Genomic DNA, 16,104 nt, shown 5'->3' with positions numbered 1-16,104 from the left:
TTCTTGTTACAACCATTTTGTCGACAATAGATGCTCATTTTTGACATATTTCGCCTAGCATAATTAAAGAGTTCGTTGCCTATGGTGTCATTTCTGTTTATTGGACTTGTGGTCACCATTTTGTTGACTCCAGGCCCCACAAATACATTGTTAGCCTCGGCTGGAATACAGGCAGGGGTGAAGCAGTCTCTTAAACTTATTCCTGCTGAAGTGATGGGTTATCTCATTGCAATTACTTCATGGGGCGTTTTGCTTGAGTCAGTTTCACATTTAATCCCTTGGCTTCCTGCCTTATTAAAGTTAATAAGTGCAACTTTCATTCTCTACCTTGCATTTAAACTTTGGGTAACATCAACAAATGACATCAAATTAGACAACCCACTTATTACGCCTAAGGCTTTATTTGTCGCAACACTTTTGAATCCTAAAGCTTTACTCTTTGCTTCTGCTATTTTTCCACATGCAGCATGGGAAGTGCTTAACGTATATTTTATTCATATTGCTATTTTTTTATCATTAATTACACCCATTGCATTTTTATGGATTGCTTTTGGAACCGTATTAATTTCAAACAAGATAACTTGGTTAAACCAACGTAATTTACAACGTACGGCTGCATTTATTTTAACTTTTTTTGCTATGCCAATCGGCTATTCAGCGATTAGCTCATTTTAGATTTAACCCATTATTAGTATTAAAAATTTTAATTTTTAGGAGATTTTTATGAAAAGATTAAAAGTAATTATTAAGGACCAGTTTAACCAGGAAACGATTGCTTTGGCGAAAGTTAGACCCATGAACGACCACGCCCTTGAACTTCATAAAAGCGTTGAACATATTGAAATTGATGATGACATTATTTTACCCAATATGGATTTACTCTATGAAAATCCTAAAGACGGGAAAATTTATCAATTGATTGGGCCATTCAACGAGGAATAATTTTTAGATTCACTTTTGAAAATAACACCTAGAACACATTTGTATTTCATCATAATTTTAGTAAGAAAGTTTTTAGCTAGAATCTGGTGAAAATAAGAGCAAAATTAACCATTGAATACAATTAAAATATTGAATATCAGGAATTGTTGTGGGACCATGCTTTTTGTAAAAGTGTGACCTAATCCACACTTTTGCATTTCAGGACTAAGTGGTTTTCACTAAGCCCATTTCTTCAATGAGAAGTAGAAATGGGCTTTTTTTATTCTTTAAATGTTTCATCTAAAGCTTGTTGAACTGCTTCTATGCGTGATTTACACGCTTTATAGGCAGTAATCGATTCTTCAACAATTTTCATTAAATTATCAATATCTGGGCTTTCTTGAGATTCAAGTAATTCGGCATTTTTCTTCAAAATGTCATGGCCATCCTTAAACGTTAACTCTTTATTCTTCATTTGGAATTACCTGTGTAATGTTGGCTTCAATCACACCATCTTGCATTTCAATGGCAATGGCAGGGCTTGAAATTTGATGTATAGAACGAATTGCTTTTCCTTCTGATCTAACAATTGCATAACCTTTGGCTTGAACCTGTTTCGGATTTTGTAGAAGGACTTCTTTCATTAAAGATTCGATTTGGGCTAATGAAAATTTAACTTGTTGCTGTGAACTAAACTGAATACGTTCTTTCATCTGGTCAAGCAGATAATGTCCCGAGTTAAGTTGACTCTGTGCTGAAGATTTAATGTGTTGAAGCAGTTGGTCATTCTTGCTTTGATAGGTAGTGATCTGATGCTGCGAAAGGAGCTTAATGGTTTGCAGACTATCTACCGCTTCTTGTACGCGTTCAACAATATGGTTACGAATACCAGCAATCACTTTACTTGGTGTGTCAAATGAACGATGGGCAATTTCATCAAGAATAGTACGGTCTTTTTCATGACCAATGCCGACCCAAATGGGTACAGAGCGTTTGCAGAGCAGAGCTGCAAGTTCATAATCATTCAAATACGCTAAATCATTAACAGATCCGCCGCCACGAATAATCACAATCAAGTCTGGCGGAAATGTACATGTGCTGGCCCATTGCCTTAAACCTGTACCTAAAGACTCTATTAAGCTAGTTGCAGCTGTATTTCCTTGAAAAGTAGCGGTGTGATATACAAAATGGCAAACACCATTTCTTTCTAGCGCATCAGCATCTTTTTTAAAGTCACCTAAGCCCGCAGCATTTTGAGGAGCAATGACTAAAACATTTTGAATATCAAAAGGAGTCGGGAGGAGTTTGTTCTTATGAATTAAACCTTCTTGAGTGAGTCGTTCAATAATTTGCTGATAACGTTTAGCAATTTCGCCTAAGGTAAAACTTGAGTCAATCTCTTCAATATTGACTGAAAATCCATATTGAGGATCGAAACGTGCTCGAATTTTTATGAGAACATTTAAGTCACTTGAAATCTCAATACCAGTTTCACGCTCAAACTTTAAAACAATTTTACTTGCTGAAAATTTCCAGATTGTGGCCTTACAACTTGCAATCACCTTATCGGTATCTGCATCTTTTTCTGCAAGCTCTAAATAGTAGTGACCGCCTTTAATATTCAAATTTCGAATTTCTGCTTTTACCCAAACTGGCTCATCAAAGGCCAGGCGTATGACTTCCTGAACTGTGCCGAGATATTCACTAAGGGAAAACTGAGGTTCAGACATACGAACTAAACATTAAAGGACCAACTTAGATAGTATAAAAGCCATCCAACCAAGGCAATTGCTGTCTGTGAATTTAGGGTTCTGTTTAAAATAAATACAACAATTCAAAAGATTAAATTTAAATTTAGGTTGTTCATCACTAGTTAATTTAAAATATAAAATTAATTAAAAAAGATAAAACTGATGAATTACAACAGATTAAAAAAAAGAGTTTGCTTTATGAAATATATGAGCGTATAAAGCTTACTTCCAATTGCGGGGTGGAGCAGTCTGGTAGCTCGTCGGGCTCATAACCCGAAGGTCGTTGGTTCAAATCCGACCCCCGCAACCAAAATATTATGCTCTGTGATGTACCACTTTTCATAATGCAAAAATTATGAAAAGCATTAGCTTATAAATAACCCTATATCAAGCTAAATATTAAATTCTAGACTGACTGTCCATACCTTAAATCTAGCGTTCTAATTAAATACCGTTAAATCACATGAGCTCAGTGATGAGTGAATGATTGTGAATATAGTAAATGAGTGGCAAATTGCCACAGCCGTAAATGGCAATGAAATTAATGTGAGAGTGGTTCCTCACGTACGTAAGCAAAACTCTCAAGATGGTTATCGTTGGGTCGAAGTTGGTAAGAAAATTCAACTTCAAACTGGTGAAGAAATCGAGTTGAACCAAGATGGTAAAAGCTTTTATGCTGCATTTAACCAGCTTTATCGTTTAAGTACGTATTGCTAATAAAATGTTTAGTACTAAAGCTAAAAAACCTATCCCTTTAATGGAGATAGGTTTTTTTATATCTATACGATTTATAAATAATTAAAGTTATAAAAAAGATAAGTATATAAAATCGATAGAATTATTCTTTTAATTATATTTATAACTCAATTAACCTGCTCGCCAGAATTGACGGCCCATGACCTTAAAGTTCTTTCCATTTTCTTCGGTAACACGTCGGTCTCTAAACTTTTCATTTAAACTGTGCAAAATTAAAGAACCATCTGCTTCTTTAAAAATTTGCTTAATCATTCCTTCCCCTGCAAAGTAAACCGCATAAATCTCGCCATCAATGACTTCAGTCTGAGAGATATCAATGCCGACTAAATCTCCATCTTTAATGTAATCTGTCATGCTATCGCCTTTAGCTTTAATAATACGCATGCACTCTTGAGCAACCCGTTTTTCTTTAAAAAATGAGGCTGGAAAAGGAATTTTTCCATTAATTGCATCGAAGTGAAACTCGATAGATTCACCTGTACCACAAGAAAAGCTAGCTTCTACGACTTCAATCCATGCATATTGATCGGTGGTTTCAGCACTCACAACGGTAGGGCTAAACACGTCACTTTCTCTAAAAGAATCTTCGGTATTTCCAGTCGTTAGCCAATAACCATCTACACCTAAAAATTGGGCAATTAATGGCAGAAACGCAGATTTCAAATTTTTACCTGACTCTAAAGCTTGATAGGCAGGCTGAGACATCTTGACTGCTTCTGCTACTTCAGCCTGAGTTTTTTTCGCTTTAAGCCTAGAGTCTTTTAAACGGTCTTTAAGAGCCATAATGGTCACACCAGCAAACTTATAACAAATATATAACTAAAGTTATATCGAGTAAAACAACTATAGTTATTGACTAATAATAATTATAGTTATAATATCAGTTATATCTTAAGATGAATAGATAAAGTTTAAATAGTATTTCAGTGACTATTTATAGGCTTATCAAAGTATTGAGATGAAAGCTAAATTTATTTTGTTTTTATAGAGGGCAAAATAAAAGGGAGATAGCTCAATTATGATGTGCAGATAGGCTATCAAAACAAAAATTGGAATAAAAAAAAGCCCGATTCCGTGGATCAGGCTTAATGTTCGTCGATAAAGGGTATCAAGAACATGAAGAATTTAACAAAGATTGTGAGTCGTAACAAAAGTTTCCGATATACGGCAAAGCCTTATTTGAACTTTTTGGTCAAAAAATTAAAGTCCGAGAAAGGCTTAAACTTAAGAGCTTTAATACTTTTTTACAATTTCAAAAAAGGAAATATCTATTTTTAAATTAATGCTTTAAACGCATATTGTTTGGTTCTATATGTTTGTTGTACCAGTTGAAACGTTTCGAACATACATTTGTAGCCATAGCTTAGCTATATTGCTCAAAGAATGCGTCAAAACTTCAAGAATAACAAACGATAAAGATGCCTTATTGAACAAGTAAGTTGAGTTGGAGATAGTGAATGACTACAGCAATGCAGAACAGAGCTAAACAACTTAAAAATGCAAAACGTGGAGGGTATGTCCCAACAATTGCAAAAGATATAAACAAACTTAAGGTACAAAAAATAAAAAGGGCACTTGAAGAGGCGAAGCAAATTGCAAGTGAGCTTGAAGATGAAGCGTTCGAATTTGACGATCAAGTCTCTATGCAAAAAGCGATAGGTGCAATCACCGTGATTGAGTTGATTGAACAAGCCTTAAACAGTGCACACTAAGCAGCTTTAGCACACAAACATTCCTTCTTGGGCCCTGAAATTAAGTGGGTCAAGGGTAAGTTCGTCTTGCAATTTAGCGCCGCTTTAAAGCGTTAGTGTTTTTTATTGACTGTAATAAAGAAAACTAAGGGAATTTATAAAACCTGAAAAAAAACAAGCTGGTCATTGTGATGGATTTTCAAGTTTTACCCTTTAAAGCAGGACAAGATTATGAAAACAGTTCCAACAAGTGGATTAGCCACATTTTTAAATTTTTATAGCATCGCAATTATGGTGGCTTTAGCGGTCAGCTTAGTTGTCGCAGTCGTGTTAATGATGCGTTTCCCTCGCTCACCGCAAGAATGGATTGTTGGGCTGATCTGTACAGTGGTTTCAAGCTTAACAGGTGGCTCATTTATTATCATGAAATGGAATTTACATGAATGGGTATCGGATATTTGGGGAATGATCACACTATGTGGATTCTTCTTCATTTGCGGTTTGCCTGGTTGGGCTATTGTGAGATGGATATTTAACTTCATCAATAAACAAGAAGGTAAAACGATTGTGGAAGTCATGAAAGACTTAAAAAAAGCGAAAGATGATCTGCAAAATAGCTAAAAATAGTTTCAATCATATGGGTAAAATAAAATGAATATCGACCAGTACTTAGAAGCAATCATAAACAGAGAAGGTGGGTACGTTAACCATCCATCAGACCCGGGACATGCCACCAAATTTGGCATTACCGAAGCAGTCGCTCGATCACAAGGCTATCAAGGTGATATGCAGGATTTACCATTAGCTGTGGCCAAATCTATTTATAAGAAACAATATTGGTTTGAACCCCAATTTGACCAGATCAATGAGATTAGCCCGACTATTGCAGAAGAGTTATTTGATACAGGCGTCAATTGTGGTGTCAATTTTGCAAAACCCTTGTTGCAGCGTGCTTTAAATTTGCTGAATAAGCAGGGAAAAGAAGGCTGGTCAGATCTTGCTTTAGATGGTCAGTATGGGCCTCTCACTTTTCAAGCTCTTAGAAGTTATTTGAACAGGCGTCATAAAGAAGGAGAAAAGGTATTGGTACGCGTTTTAAATATTATGCAAGGGCAGCACTATATCGAAATTACAGAGAAGAACCCAAATTATGAGGACTTCTTTTATGGTTGGATCTTAAGCAGGGTATCGTTTTAAAAATTGTAATTAGATAAAAATATGCTGAATCATCGAAATGCTTTAAAAGTCTAAATATGAGTTAAGGCTTTTAAAGCATCATTCTTAAAGTAATGATTTATTGTGCGATGAGTAAGATCGCAAGAAGAAAGAAAATAGCCCCACTGATTTTATTGAGTATCGAAAAATTATTTCCAGCCAACATCTTTTCTTTAAAAATTGAAGAGAAATTTGCATAGACCAAATGAATTAAAAAACCAATCAAACAAAAGGTTAAAGATAGAACTAAAAACTGATTTAAAATTTCTTTCTTTATATCGATAAATTGAGGGAAGAGAGCAATAAAAAATACGATTGTTTTTGGGTTAAGCAAAGATGCGAGTAAGCCCTGATAAAATAGTTTTGATTTACTTACATTTTTATCACTTTCCTGATCAGGGATTAAATCTTGCGATGGAGTTTTTTTACTGAAGTTTTTATATCCGAGATACATTAAATAAAATGCACCAATAAATTTTAAAGCCGTAAAAATAGTAGGGTTACTCGTAATAATAAGACCTACACCACTGGCGGAAATTACAGCAATTACAAACATACCAATAATTAAGCCGCTAATACCGAATAAAGCGGTTCTAACACCATAGTTGATTGAATTTGTGACAGTAAATAAAACACCGGGGCCGGGGCTTAATAGGGTAAGAAATGCAATTGTTATAAAAACTAAAAGACCGCTCACGCTGATATATCCTATTTATCAATTGAGGCAAAATTATGCGATTACTTTAAATGAGAAAATAATTTATGTATACAGAGGGTTATGTATATTCAAAATAAATAAATTAAATATTAAAATTTAAAAGTTTCGAAATAGAATATGCATTTATATAAATAGATAATGTATTTAAAAGCATAGCAGTTATTGCAACATAAACATACAACCCCGACAAGTAGGCGTGTTAGTATGCTAAGTCTATACCTCAAGAAATATACAGTATGACGAAAAAAGAACGGCAGTTTAAATCTGGCGAATTTCGATTTTCCTTTTTATCGTTTAAATATTGGGGTCTATGGGTTTTAGCTTTTATTCTGATGTTATTTGCGATGTTACCTTGGGCTATTCAATGGCGTCTAGCCGATTTTCTTTCAAAAATAGCATGGAAATCTTTAGGTTCAAGAAGAAAAACAACACTACGTAATTTAGAAGCATGCTTTCCTGAAAAAACACCTATGCAAATTGAAGTGAAAGCCAAACAGGTTTTTGTTGATACTTTAACGGGTGTATTTGAGGCTTTAAATGCTTGGTATAGTCCAAACTGGTTTAAACGCCGTGTTCATATAGATGGATTAGAGAATTTAACCAACAATCAGGAACACGGCGTACTTTTACTAGGCACTCATAGCACCCTTTTAGATGCAGGCGGAGCCGCTTGTACTTTATTTTTTAACATGGACGTGGTTTACCGACCTCAAAACAATCCCTTTTTAGATTTTCTGATTCATCGTAGCCGTGCAAGAGTGTATAAAAACCAGATTGCTCGAGACAATATGCGTGGACTTATCCAAAACCTTAAACATGGTCATGCCATATGGTATAGCCCAGATCAGGATTTTGGCTTAAAGCAAGGTGTAATGGCATCATTTTTCGGGGTACAAGCAGCCACTGTCACAGCTCACCGCAGGCTTATGGATATCTCAAAAGCAGCAGCAGTGCCTTTATACTTTTACAGAACTGGCAATATTAGAAATCCTCAATATCATGTTCTCGTTGAACCTAAATTAGAGAATTTTCCAAGTGGATGTGAAGTTAGTGATGCTGAAAGAGTAAATAAAATTATCGAGAATCAAATTCGCATCGCACCTACACAATACATGTGGTTCCATCGACGTTTTAAGACGCGCCCAGCGGGTGAAAAGAAGTTTTATTGATGGGCTTATGGGGAAAGAGCAGATGTACATCTTTCGATTAAAATGAAACAAAATTTGACTTTTAATTGAAAGGAATCCTAATTAAATCAATATGAAAGACGAAGGGTGAGAGGCATAGAATTTTTCTTGATTTAATTATTTTGAATATCGATTGCAAATGCTTCTGAAGCGTGTATTATCGAGCATAACTAACAAAATATTCTTGTCATCATAAATTTCTATTTGCGCAGTTTTATTTATAATCCTTCGGTTTTTGCAGATATTTAAATTTCGACGTCTATTTTTTAGTTAAATTGGTTTCCCCAATAATAAGTTATAATATTTTAAGATTTAGGATATAACATATGTCTACTACTACTGGTACAGTAAAATGGTTCAATGAAACTAAAGGTTTTGGTTTTATTGTGACTGATGAAGGTAAAGATATTTTTGCTCATTTTACCGATATTCAAACACCTGGTTTTAAAGTTCTCTTGGAAGGTCAACGTGTTGAGTTTACTGTAGTGCAGGGTAAAAAAGGCCCACAAGCTTCAAATATTGTAATTGTTCAAAACTCATAAATAAATAGAGCGTTTAATTGATTTAAATATATTATTTAAATAAAATATATTTGAATCTAAAGCATTTTATTAGAGTTAAAAAAGCCCACTTTATATTTTGTGGGTTTTTTATAAGTTTTAATTCAACTTATATTGAAAAAAAGAAGTATAAAAATACTCTTATAAAAGGTTTTTAAAAGTTAATGTTATAATATAACTAATTAGGTGTATGGTATTAAAATGGACATTTGTATCGGCGGTATTTTTGACGGTCAAAAAATAGAAAATAATAATGATTTCTTTAAGGTTGAAGAGCATTATTCAGATCATAGTTCTAAATATATTAAACAGCACTTCCACTTGTTTGGAAAAATTTTTACTTTTTGGGTTTGTGAAGATGTTGATTTAACACAAGCTATAAGTAAAGCTGAGAGAATTTTAAAGAAGAAAGAAGAAAGAAGAAGCTAATTAGCTGCTTTTTTAATTAATAAATATGAGTGTGAATGTTTTGACTGATAAAAAAGCATTAGCAATTGTTTCATGGAAAAGTAGGGGCTTCTATTCCTCCATTTTTTGTTTAGAAAACTTAACAATTTCATACTCTTTATAAGCCATTAAAATAGTGTACAATTTTATAATGATAATTACAGACTTTAACAATTCCTGTGTGGAATTTGATATAAATAGTTATACATTAGGCTTAAGCTAAAGTTGTTTTATTTATTGCGCAAATAAAACGAAACCCACTTTAATATAGTTTATTTGAGTGGGTTCTTTATTAAGATAGCCTTTCATTAACTCAATACTTATAATTAAATTATAGATAATATTAATTACTATAATACCCCTAGGAAAGGAAAATATTTTAAATGTTAAATGAAGTACAACCTCATATTTGTTTTGTTGGTAGTAGTAATTTGGCGTTAGCATTAATAGGAGGCTTGGTTTTAAAAGGATTCAAAAAAGAAAAGATCCATCTTATTGAAGAGAGAAAAAATAACGATGAGAATATGTTAAAGCAAAAGGAAAAGGAAAATGGTTTAAAGAAAGCGGATATTGTTATTTTATTATTGGAACCAAAAAACTTAAAAGAAACGCTTGAACCATTTAAAAAGTATTTATCACGTAAAGTTATTATTTCTATGATGGCTGGGATTGATATTGCAAAATTATCAACGATTACTGGCTCAAAAAAAGTTGTTCGCGTAATTTCAAATCCTCCTGTGCTTACGCATACGGGTACTCACGTACTCATTGCCTCTGAGCAAATGGACCAACTCGATAAAGATGTCATCGAAATGCTGTACTCTGCAACGGGGCAGACTTTCTGGGCTGCTTCGGAAACACAAACTGACGCAATTATTGCATTATCTGGTTCAGGACCAGCTTACTTTTTTTATATTTTAGATAGCATGATTAAGACGGGCATTTCATTAGGGCTCGACAAACAGTTTGCTTTAGATTTAGCACTTCAAGCAGCGAGTGGTGCAGTTGAAATGATCCGTAAAACCAATGTTCCACCTGCGGATTTATGTGGAAAGGTCACTTTAGCCAACGGAATTACCGAGTCTGCTTTACGTATGTTCGATTTAGGCAATGTATCTGATGATATACGTTTAGCCATGAAGGCCGCATATCATCGTAGCAAAGAAATTACTTCAGAAATTATTTCTGAGATTGGCTAACTCATCTTTAGCAAATTAGGCTTTTAAAAAGTATTCCCAAATAATGAAACCTAAGCCAAACCCAATAAAAGAGTAGAGAGTAATAATAAAGAATACAAAACTGGCCTTATTTTTTTTCTTAAAAATGTTCATGGCGATGCCTCCAATTCAGATTAATTTTATTATGGAGATGAGGAGGCTGTAATCATAGATACAGAATTTTTTAAAAAAAATATAACAGAGTCTAAATCTGTTATGGTCTAAGCCGCTTAAGTTAATAAAGATTTTAGAATCAATATTTTAAGTCTATGTGCTATAGACGCTACATCTTTTATTCAATTAACATTAAATCGGCTGTATTGGCAGACTTAAGCGGGCGTAGGGCAAAGGTTGAGCGTGTGTGTCGAATACCTTTAATTGAATAGAGCTTTTTCCGTAAAAAACGTTCGTAATGCTCCGCATCTTTTACGGCTACTTTCACCAAATAATCATAGTCACCTGTAACCAGATGGGCTTCTACAACTTCAGGTATATCTGCTAATGCTTCGCTGAAATTCTCTAACATTTCATCATCATGGCGCTCTAAAGTAATTTCGATAAAGAATACTTCATGAATGCCGATCGCTTTTGGGTTTACGTTTACCGTATAGCCTTCAATAATTTTTAAAGTTTCCAGACGTTTTAGCCGTGTCCAGCATGGTGAAGATGAAAGACCGACTTCTTCTGCTAATTGAGCAACGGTTAAACGACCATTGCCACGTAATGCAGATAAAATTTTCCGATCTATACGATCTAGTGTGCATTCTGTTCTGTTCAAAATATAAACCAAAGAAGAATCTTCTGATAAAATTAAATATACTTCATTTTTATGCTGCCATCATTTAAAAAAAGCAAAAAATACAGGAAACATTTTGAGCTAAAGGTACATACACTATTTCTATGCATTGAACCTTTCTGGATAGGGGTTGTGATGGAGCAAAGAGCACTGTTTCAGTAAGGGTGACTAAACAGTGCTCTTTGCGGATTTCTTATAAATTTTTAAATCTATTTTTATTAATCGTCATAGTGTATTAAAACAAATTAAATAATAACTTTTATTTATCAATTGAAGAAAAACTAATCATTATTTTTTATCTAACTTTTCCTTTATGGTGATTTCATTGCATAGAAGGAAGCAAGGTTATGATCACCCAGCATGATATAAATCAAAAACAATATCAAAATAAGTCCCTCGACTATTTGAACAGCCAAGCTCATTCTGAAGGAATTGAATTTAATAAATTTATTAATGAAATTCAGAAAATTGAAAAGGCAGTAGTTCTTGATTTAGGCTGTGGTGGAGGCCATGTCTCTTATAATGTTGCTCCGCATGCAGACCTTGTTTTTGCTTACGATTTATCTCATGAAATGTTAGACACAGTGTCTAAGGCTGCCAGCCAACGCAAATTAAAAAATATCTTTGTGCAGCAGGGCATTGCTGAAGATATGCCTTTTAGTGATCATCAGTTTGATGTAGTCATTAGCCGATATTCAGCTCATCACTGGCAGCATGTTCCTAGCGCCATGAAAGAAGTAAACCGTGTTCTTAAGCCTGACGGCATTGTTATTTTTGTAGACATTATTAGTTCTAGCTCGCCGATATTAGATACGTTTTTACAGACGATCGAAACGATTCGAGACCCAAGTCATGTACGAAACTATAGTGTGAAAGAATGGGTTTATTTTATTGAAGATGCGGGCTTTGATTTGGTTGGCTTAGATAAACAAACGCTCTCGTTAGACTTTGACAGTTGGGTACAGCGTATGAAAACCCCTGAAGATCAAATTAAAACTTTACGTTATTTGCAGGAAGGTTCATCTGATCTCGTTAAAAAATATTTCAAAATTCAAAATGACGGTAGCTTTGAAAGCCATGTGGGATATTTTGTCTTTAAGAAATTAGGATTTTAAGGGAATATATTCTTGATATTTAATGTGTTGTCAGTTTGATTATCACATTGACTCCTAACTTATCTCTTATTATTCTCTGCAGTAGGACGAAGGTGGGACGCTCTATGCGTACTGATTCTTTTGTATCAGTCTGTCAACTCGCCTTCGTTCTATTACCATGATTTAATGAATCGAATAAATTTAAAAAAAATTGTCTGGATGATGCTTATAGCTTTGATTAAAGATAGGTATAAAAAAAATCTAATATCATTTATTTGATAAAACTTAATCACACAATTTTTATAAGGAGATTAAGTATTCAAAAGAGAAGGGGATTTATTTAATTTTCTTATTATTAATAGACACTTATAAGTAATTATTATTTAATACGCCCGCAACATTACCACTAATACTTTTAATAACTTTGTCGGGGAAATAATGCGTAATATTTTAGTAACAGTTTTTACTTTATTGGTAGGAACATCAGTTTATGCTGAACAAGAGCCCAAAACTTATATACAGCGAACAACTTGCGAGAGAACAGTACAACTACATGGTTTTTTAAGCCGTGCTCAACTTGATTGTAATTATCACTATACTTCACAAGAATTAATTCATGAATCTGAAAAATGTACTAAACATGAGCTAGGTGATAAATACGGTAAAGAAGTTATGAGATTAGGTATGGACCAATTTGAAGCACGCAAGAGAGGAGATATGAAAGGTCAATTATGTAGTTCGGTTTTAAAAGAGTTTCCAAACTATATTAAAAAATAAAATAAGGTTTTAAAACCTCTTCTAGCAGGCCGATAAGATGGATTTAATTATTCATTTTATCGGTGTATCACCCCATATAATTTGCCAATTAAACCAGATAATAAACTTTAAGAATTCACCTAATATCACATTGACACTTAAAATCTATCTTATTATTCTTCGTTTCAGGATGAGAGAGGGACGCTTAATGCGTGCTGAGCTTTAGGCTATCAGTCTGTCAACCCTTTCTCGTTCTATTATTATTTTTACTAAATAATGAATTTCTAATGAAGTAATAAAATATTCTAATCCAATGAACAATAATATTTATTCAATTATTTTCTAGCCAATATCACATTGACACCTAAAACCCCTCCGATTATGCTTTGCGTGCTGGCCTACATCGCCAGTCGATTTTGACAGATCGATATAACACACAAGACATCAAAAAGTTCTCTTTTTGGTGGCGAACTCGTTCGTCCCCCTTCGTAGCGGTAGGGCGAGGGAGGGACGCCTTGTGCGTGCTGATTCTTGTGTGTCAGTCTGTCAACCTTCTCTCGTTCTACCACCATAATCATTTGACAGTGATCTGGTAGAACTCCTTTACACACAAGGAGTCCGCACATGCGTACTATTTCTTCTCATTTATTGGCTTTTGCCAAACTCTCTCTATCTATACCTCCCAACTGGTCTTTAAAACGGTTTAACCGACTTTAGGTTTTCTACAACCTTAGCTCGTTACGACTAAAATCATAGCAACAATAAACCCGAGATAGGCGAGCACACCGTTTTTGTGTGGCTTCTCCATGCCTGTTTTTAGCACTCATTTTAAGAGTGACGGCATTTCTATCTCTTTTATATACAACAAAAAATTATTTTAAGCGGTATATCTATGCCAAATTTAGAATCTTCATTTAGAGCACTCAGAGTGCTTCACACAGCAAAAGACTTATTTAATCAATATGGTTTTCACAAGGTGGGTGTCGACCAAATTATTATTGAGGCCAAAGTTGCCAAAGCTACTTTTTATAATGACTTCCACTCAAAAGCACGACTCATCGAGATGTGTCTGACTTTTCAAAAAGACGCGCTAAAAGATAAGGTATTTTCAATTTCTAATTCGTACCGTGAACAAATGGTGCTTGATAAACTTAAGAAGATTTATTTTCTACATGTCGACTTAAATGGTTTTTATCATTTACCCTTTAAAGCAATTTTTGAAATTGAAAAGCTCTATCCAGTCGCCTATAAAGTCGTGATCGATTATAGAAACTGGTTTGTTAACGAGATCTATAAATTGCTTTTAACCCTAAAGTCGACTGCCTTAATCCAAGACGCTTATATGTTTCTATTTATGATTGATGGGGCAATGGTTCAGCTTTTAGGTGAAAATGGGGTAGATGAAAGCGCACGACTGTTAGATTATTTCTTTTTAAACTTTGCCTAATTTACTAGAACTTAAATAGCAAAAAGCCTCCAATTAAGGAGGCTTTCATTTGAAATAAAATAAGTGCTTAGCTTAATGTCGCAGGTTTTGCAGAATGGGCCATTTGTTCAAAATATTGAACCGCAGGTGAACGAGCCATATAAGCCAAAGCTTGTTCGGTGTCACCTTCATGGATTGGGTTAAATTTTGGAGAAACCCATCTTAAAGTCGCTTTCCATAAATATTTAATGGTCGGTAAGTTGTCTGAGCGAGTCGCAGTTTTTTCAAATTCACGAATGAAATTAAAGAAGCCACGACGCATCAATTTTTGAATGTTTTCGTGTTCTAAATCTTGCTTGCCCAGACTACGGGCAAAGTCAGCAAGGAAGTAAATAAACAGTGGGAAAATAGCCGCCATAATGACTTGGCGCGACACATAAAAACCAAACTTGTTTGTTAAAAGATGCTCAAATAAATCATAGGCAACACAGCGGTGTTCAACTTCTTCGGCAAGATGCCAACGGAACAAGTCAGCCATTGCAGGGTCGGCTTTGTCCCAAGACTTGCTATCGAGTGTCCACTGACCAATAGTTCCCGTAAAGTGCTCAATTGCAGCAATCACACCTACTCGGAAAAGTAACCAATATTCTTCAAGTTTTTTACCTTTTACAAGCGGCAGACCAAAGGGTTTATCGCCCAATAAAATATTAAAAACAAAATGCGCACGGTTGAGTGGGTCTTGAATATCGTAGCCATTTTCACGCAGAAAATCTTGAGCTTTTTCATGGGCACGGGCATGGGCAGCTTCTTGACGAACAAAGCCAATTACTTCTTGTTTTAATTTTTCATCGGTAATGTGGGGAAGGGTTTTATTAAACACTCGGCAAAACCAAAATTCACCAGCGGGCAAAAGCATATTAATCCCATTGGCTACATGTGAGCATAGCGGATCATTTGGCATCCAACATACAGATGACTCCGTAAAATCGAAATATACTTTTCGAGCTTTAAGCTGATGATTCCCTGTGAGCATATACGTCACCCTATTCATAATTATTCATTTAATGCGAATGCACAATTTTTAGCATTAAGTAAAATAGATCACCATGTGCTTAAGGGACAAAAACATTCTACAAACGGTTTATAGAGATAAAAAAGGTCTAAGTGAGAGATTGATCAATAAAAAAGGCCCCTTATTAAAAGGAGCCTTCATTTTTATAATCTAGGCTTTAAATTCTTTAAGCCTATTCATTTTTATAAGTTAAATCTTTTTATTATAAAGCTTACGGTAAGTAACTCGCCGTGCTTAAAAGCCTAGATCGCTTGCCATTGATCTTTAACTTCTTCTGAATTTTTATTGAGTATGACTTGGTTTTCTTTGACTTCCCCAATCCACGCAGTAGGAATGAGATGATGTTGACCACTTTCGTCTCGAGTCAGCTTTAATTGGTTTTCACCGTCGAGATGGTCAACTGTTCCTACTTTAGTACCGCAAGAAGCAATAACATCTGCGTGTTTTTGAATATCATTAATATTTAAAGTACTCATTTTAGACCTCTTCTTTGAAAA

The 16,104-nt window shown here is 34.5% G+C and carries 21 protein-coding genes and 1 tRNA gene; 14 read left to right on the top strand and 8 right to left on the bottom strand.

Features of this window, described 5'->3' with window-relative positions:
• Positions 1 to 81: 81 nt before the first annotated feature.
• Positions 82 to 675: a LysE family translocator gene (locus ACB088_RS10260; protein ID WP_213031146.1), complete on the top strand. Its 594-nt coding sequence runs from the start codon at positions 82 to 84 to the stop codon at positions 673 to 675.
• A gap of 48 nt (positions 676 to 723) precedes the next feature.
• Positions 724 to 942 carry a hypothetical protein gene (locus tag ACB088_RS10255; protein ID WP_003652616.1) on the top strand — a complete coding sequence of 73 codons (219 nt, stop codon included), beginning with the start codon at positions 724 to 726 and terminating at the stop codon, positions 940 to 942.
• A 259-nt stretch (positions 943 to 1,201) separates the two neighbouring features.
• Here ACB088_RS10255 and xseB read toward each other — a convergent pair whose 3' ends face one another.
• The gene (xseB, locus tag ACB088_RS10250; RefSeq protein WP_003652614.1) at positions 1,202 to 1,396 is read right to left on the bottom strand and encodes an exodeoxyribonuclease VII small subunit; all 195 of its coding nucleotides are present in this window, start codon (positions 1,394 to 1,396) and stop codon (positions 1,202 to 1,204) included.
• The gene (gene xseA / locus ACB088_RS10245; protein ID WP_375036879.1) at positions 1,386 to 2,651 is read right to left on the bottom strand and encodes an exodeoxyribonuclease VII large subunit; all 1,266 of its coding nucleotides are present in this window, start codon (positions 2,649 to 2,651) and stop codon (positions 1,386 to 1,388) included. The genes xseB and xseA overlap by 11 nt, the downstream gene beginning before the upstream one ends.
• 254 nt (positions 2,652 to 2,905) lie before the next feature.
• Here xseA and ACB088_RS10240 point away from each other — a divergent pair.
• Positions 2,906 to 2,982: transfer RNA gene (locus ACB088_RS10240), tRNA-Met, on the top strand.
• Positions 2,983 to 3,155: 173 nt separating this feature from the next.
• A complete protein-coding gene (locus ACB088_RS10235; RefSeq protein ID WP_017389051.1) occupies positions 3,156 to 3,389 on the top strand; it encodes a hypothetical protein in 234 nt (77 codons plus the stop codon).
• A 150-nt stretch (positions 3,390 to 3,539) separates the two neighbouring features.
• Here the strand turns inward: ACB088_RS10235 and ACB088_RS10230 are convergent, their stop codons facing one another.
• Complete coding sequence (locus ACB088_RS10230) at positions 3,540 to 4,211, bottom strand: LexA family transcriptional regulator (protein WP_092707936.1); 672 nt, start codon at positions 4,209 to 4,211, stop codon at positions 3,540 to 3,542.
• 674 nt (positions 4,212 to 4,885) lie between these two features.
• Here ACB088_RS10230 and ACB088_RS10225 point away from each other — a divergent pair.
• The 3 genes from ACB088_RS10225 (at position 4,886) to ACB088_RS10215 (ending at position 6,316) form a co-directional block, all read left to right on the top strand.
• A complete protein-coding gene (locus ACB088_RS10225; protein WP_017390244.1) occupies positions 4,886 to 5,140 on the top strand; it encodes a hypothetical protein in 255 nt (84 codons plus the stop codon).
• 210 nt (positions 5,141 to 5,350) lie between these two features.
• Positions 5,351 to 5,740, top strand: coding sequence for a hypothetical protein (locus tag ACB088_RS10220; protein ID WP_092707939.1), 390 nt, complete (start codon positions 5,351 to 5,353; stop codon positions 5,738 to 5,740).
• 30 nt (positions 5,741 to 5,770) lie between these two features.
• A complete protein-coding gene (locus tag ACB088_RS10215) occupies positions 5,771 to 6,316 on the top strand; it encodes a glycoside hydrolase family 108 protein (RefSeq protein ID WP_375036878.1) in 546 nt (181 codons plus the stop codon).
• 97 nt (positions 6,317 to 6,413) lie between these two features.
• Here ACB088_RS10215 and ACB088_RS10210 read toward each other — a convergent pair whose 3' ends face one another.
• Entirely contained in the window at positions 6,414 to 7,031 is a 618-nt protein-coding gene (locus ACB088_RS10210; RefSeq protein WP_092707945.1) for a LysE family translocator, read from the bottom strand.
• A gap of 257 nt (positions 7,032 to 7,288) precedes the next feature.
• Here ACB088_RS10210 and ACB088_RS10205 point away from each other — a divergent pair, with 257 nt between their 5' ends.
• From ACB088_RS10205 to ACB088_RS10190, 4 genes are all read left to right on the top strand, one after another.
• Positions 7,289 to 8,221, top strand: coding sequence for a lauroyl acyltransferase (locus ACB088_RS10205; RefSeq protein WP_375036877.1), 933 nt, complete (start codon positions 7,289 to 7,291; stop codon positions 8,219 to 8,221).
• A gap of 344 nt (positions 8,222 to 8,565) precedes the next feature.
• Positions 8,566 to 8,781, top strand: a complete 216-nt coding sequence (locus tag ACB088_RS10200; protein WP_003652601.1) for a cold-shock protein — start codon at positions 8,566 to 8,568, stop codon at positions 8,779 to 8,781.
• 219 nt (positions 8,782 to 9,000) lie between these two features.
• Positions 9,001 to 9,228, top strand: a complete 228-nt coding sequence (locus tag ACB088_RS10195) for a hypothetical protein (protein WP_375036876.1) — start codon at positions 9,001 to 9,003, stop codon at positions 9,226 to 9,228.
• Positions 9,229 to 9,629: 401 nt separating this feature from the next.
• Positions 9,630 to 10,445 carry a pyrroline-5-carboxylate reductase family protein gene (locus tag ACB088_RS10190; RefSeq protein WP_375036875.1) on the top strand — a complete coding sequence of 272 codons (816 nt, stop codon included), beginning with the start codon at positions 9,630 to 9,632 and terminating at the stop codon, positions 10,443 to 10,445.
• Positions 10,446 to 10,460: 15 nt separating this feature from the next.
• On the opposite strand, the gene ACB088_RS10185 is transcribed toward ACB088_RS10190, so the two are convergent.
• On the bottom strand, positions 10,461 to 10,577 hold the full coding sequence (locus ACB088_RS10185) for a hypothetical protein (protein ID WP_004642067.1): 117 nt from the start codon (positions 10,575 to 10,577) through the stop codon (positions 10,461 to 10,463).
• A 178-nt stretch (positions 10,578 to 10,755) separates the two neighbouring features.
• Positions 10,756 to 11,241, bottom strand: coding sequence for an Lrp/AsnC family transcriptional regulator (locus tag ACB088_RS10180; protein ID WP_375036874.1), 486 nt, complete (start codon positions 11,239 to 11,241; stop codon positions 10,756 to 10,758).
• 365 nt (positions 11,242 to 11,606) lie between these two features.
• On the opposite strand from ACB088_RS10180, the gene ACB088_RS10175 reads away from it, so the two are divergent.
• The 3 genes from ACB088_RS10175 to ACB088_RS10165 all read left to right on the top strand — a co-directional run bounded on the left by ACB088_RS10175 (position 11,607) and on the right by ACB088_RS10165 (position 14,556).
• Positions 11,607 to 12,374, top strand: a complete 768-nt coding sequence (locus tag ACB088_RS10175; RefSeq protein ID WP_375036873.1) for a class I SAM-dependent methyltransferase — start codon at positions 11,607 to 11,609, stop codon at positions 12,372 to 12,374.
• Positions 12,375 to 12,791: 417 nt separating this feature from the next.
• Complete coding sequence (locus ACB088_RS10170; RefSeq protein ID WP_209733155.1) at positions 12,792 to 13,130, top strand: hypothetical protein; 339 nt, start codon at positions 12,792 to 12,794, stop codon at positions 13,128 to 13,130.
• Between the two features lie 871 nt (positions 13,131 to 14,001).
• Entirely contained in the window at positions 14,002 to 14,556 is a 555-nt protein-coding gene (locus ACB088_RS10165; protein WP_375036872.1) for a TetR/AcrR family transcriptional regulator, read from the top strand.
• A gap of 67 nt (positions 14,557 to 14,623) precedes the next feature.
• Here ACB088_RS10165 and ACB088_RS10160 read toward each other — a convergent pair whose 3' ends face one another.
• Together ACB088_RS10160 and ACB088_RS10155 are read right to left on the bottom strand one after the other, a co-directional pair.
• Positions 14,624 to 15,568 carry a metal-dependent hydrolase gene (locus ACB088_RS10160; RefSeq protein ID WP_375036871.1) on the bottom strand — a complete coding sequence of 315 codons (945 nt, stop codon included), beginning with the start codon at positions 15,566 to 15,568 and terminating at the stop codon, positions 14,624 to 14,626.
• Positions 15,569 to 15,849: 281 nt separating this feature from the next.
• Positions 15,850 to 16,083: a DUF2171 domain-containing protein gene (locus ACB088_RS10155; protein ID WP_092707973.1), complete on the bottom strand. Its 234-nt coding sequence runs from the start codon at positions 16,081 to 16,083 to the stop codon at positions 15,850 to 15,852.
• Positions 16,084 to 16,104: the final 21 nt, after the last annotated feature.

The organism is Acinetobacter sp. RW6 (assembly GCF_041956835.1).
Lineage (GTDB): Bacteria > Pseudomonadota > Gammaproteobacteria > Pseudomonadales > Moraxellaceae > Acinetobacter > Acinetobacter calcoaceticus.
Note: the sequence above shows the minus strand (reverse complement) of the source record. Positions and strands in the feature narration are given on the sequence as shown.

Bases quoted from the DNA above. Each gene is read 5' to 3' on its own strand.
- ACB088_RS10260 (WP_213031146.1), top strand. From the start codon at position 82: ATGGTGTCATTTCTGTTTATTGGACTTGTGGTCACCATTTTGTTGACT.
- ACB088_RS10255 (WP_003652616.1), top strand. From the start codon at position 724: ATGAAAAGATTAAAAGTAATTATTAAGGACCAGTTTAACCAGGAAACG.
- xseB (WP_003652614.1), bottom strand. From the start codon at position 1,396: ATGAAGAATAAAGAGTTAACGTTTAAGGATGGCCATGACATTTTGAAG.
- xseA (WP_375036879.1), bottom strand. From the start codon at position 2,651: ATGTCTGAACCTCAGTTTTCCCTTAGTGAATATCTCGGCACAGTTCAG.
- ACB088_RS10235 (WP_017389051.1), top strand. From the start codon at position 3,156: ATGATTGTGAATATAGTAAATGAGTGGCAAATTGCCACAGCCGTAAAT.
- ACB088_RS10230 (WP_092707936.1), bottom strand. From the start codon at position 4,211: ATGGCTCTTAAAGACCGTTTAAAAGACTCTAGGCTTAAAGCGAAAAAA.
- ACB088_RS10225 (WP_017390244.1), top strand. From the start codon at position 4,886: ATGACTACAGCAATGCAGAACAGAGCTAAACAACTTAAAAATGCAAAA.
- ACB088_RS10220 (WP_092707939.1), top strand. From the start codon at position 5,351: ATGAAAACAGTTCCAACAAGTGGATTAGCCACATTTTTAAATTTTTAT.
- ACB088_RS10215 (WP_375036878.1), top strand. From the start codon at position 5,771: ATGAATATCGACCAGTACTTAGAAGCAATCATAAACAGAGAAGGTGGG.
- ACB088_RS10205 (WP_375036877.1), top strand. From the start codon at position 7,289: ATGACGAAAAAAGAACGGCAGTTTAAATCTGGCGAATTTCGATTTTCC.
- ACB088_RS10200 (WP_003652601.1), top strand. From the start codon at position 8,566: ATGTCTACTACTACTGGTACAGTAAAATGGTTCAATGAAACTAAAGGT.
- ACB088_RS10195 (WP_375036876.1), top strand. From the start codon at position 9,001: ATGGACATTTGTATCGGCGGTATTTTTGACGGTCAAAAAATAGAAAAT.
- ACB088_RS10190 (WP_375036875.1), top strand. From the start codon at position 9,630: ATGTTAAATGAAGTACAACCTCATATTTGTTTTGTTGGTAGTAGTAAT.
- ACB088_RS10185 (WP_004642067.1), bottom strand. From the start codon at position 10,577: ATGAACATTTTTAAGAAAAAAAATAAGGCCAGTTTTGTATTCTTTATT.
- ACB088_RS10175 (WP_375036873.1), top strand. From the start codon at position 11,607: ATGATCACCCAGCATGATATAAATCAAAAACAATATCAAAATAAGTCC.
- ACB088_RS10170 (WP_209733155.1), top strand. From the start codon at position 12,792: ATGCGTAATATTTTAGTAACAGTTTTTACTTTATTGGTAGGAACATCA.
- ACB088_RS10165 (WP_375036872.1), top strand. From the start codon at position 14,002: ATGCCAAATTTAGAATCTTCATTTAGAGCACTCAGAGTGCTTCACACA.
- ACB088_RS10160 (WP_375036871.1), bottom strand. From the start codon at position 15,568: ATGCTCACAGGGAATCATCAGCTTAAAGCTCGAAAAGTATATTTCGAT.
- ACB088_RS10155 (WP_092707973.1), bottom strand. From the start codon at position 16,083: ATGAGTACTTTAAATATTAATGATATTCAAAAACACGCAGATGTTATT.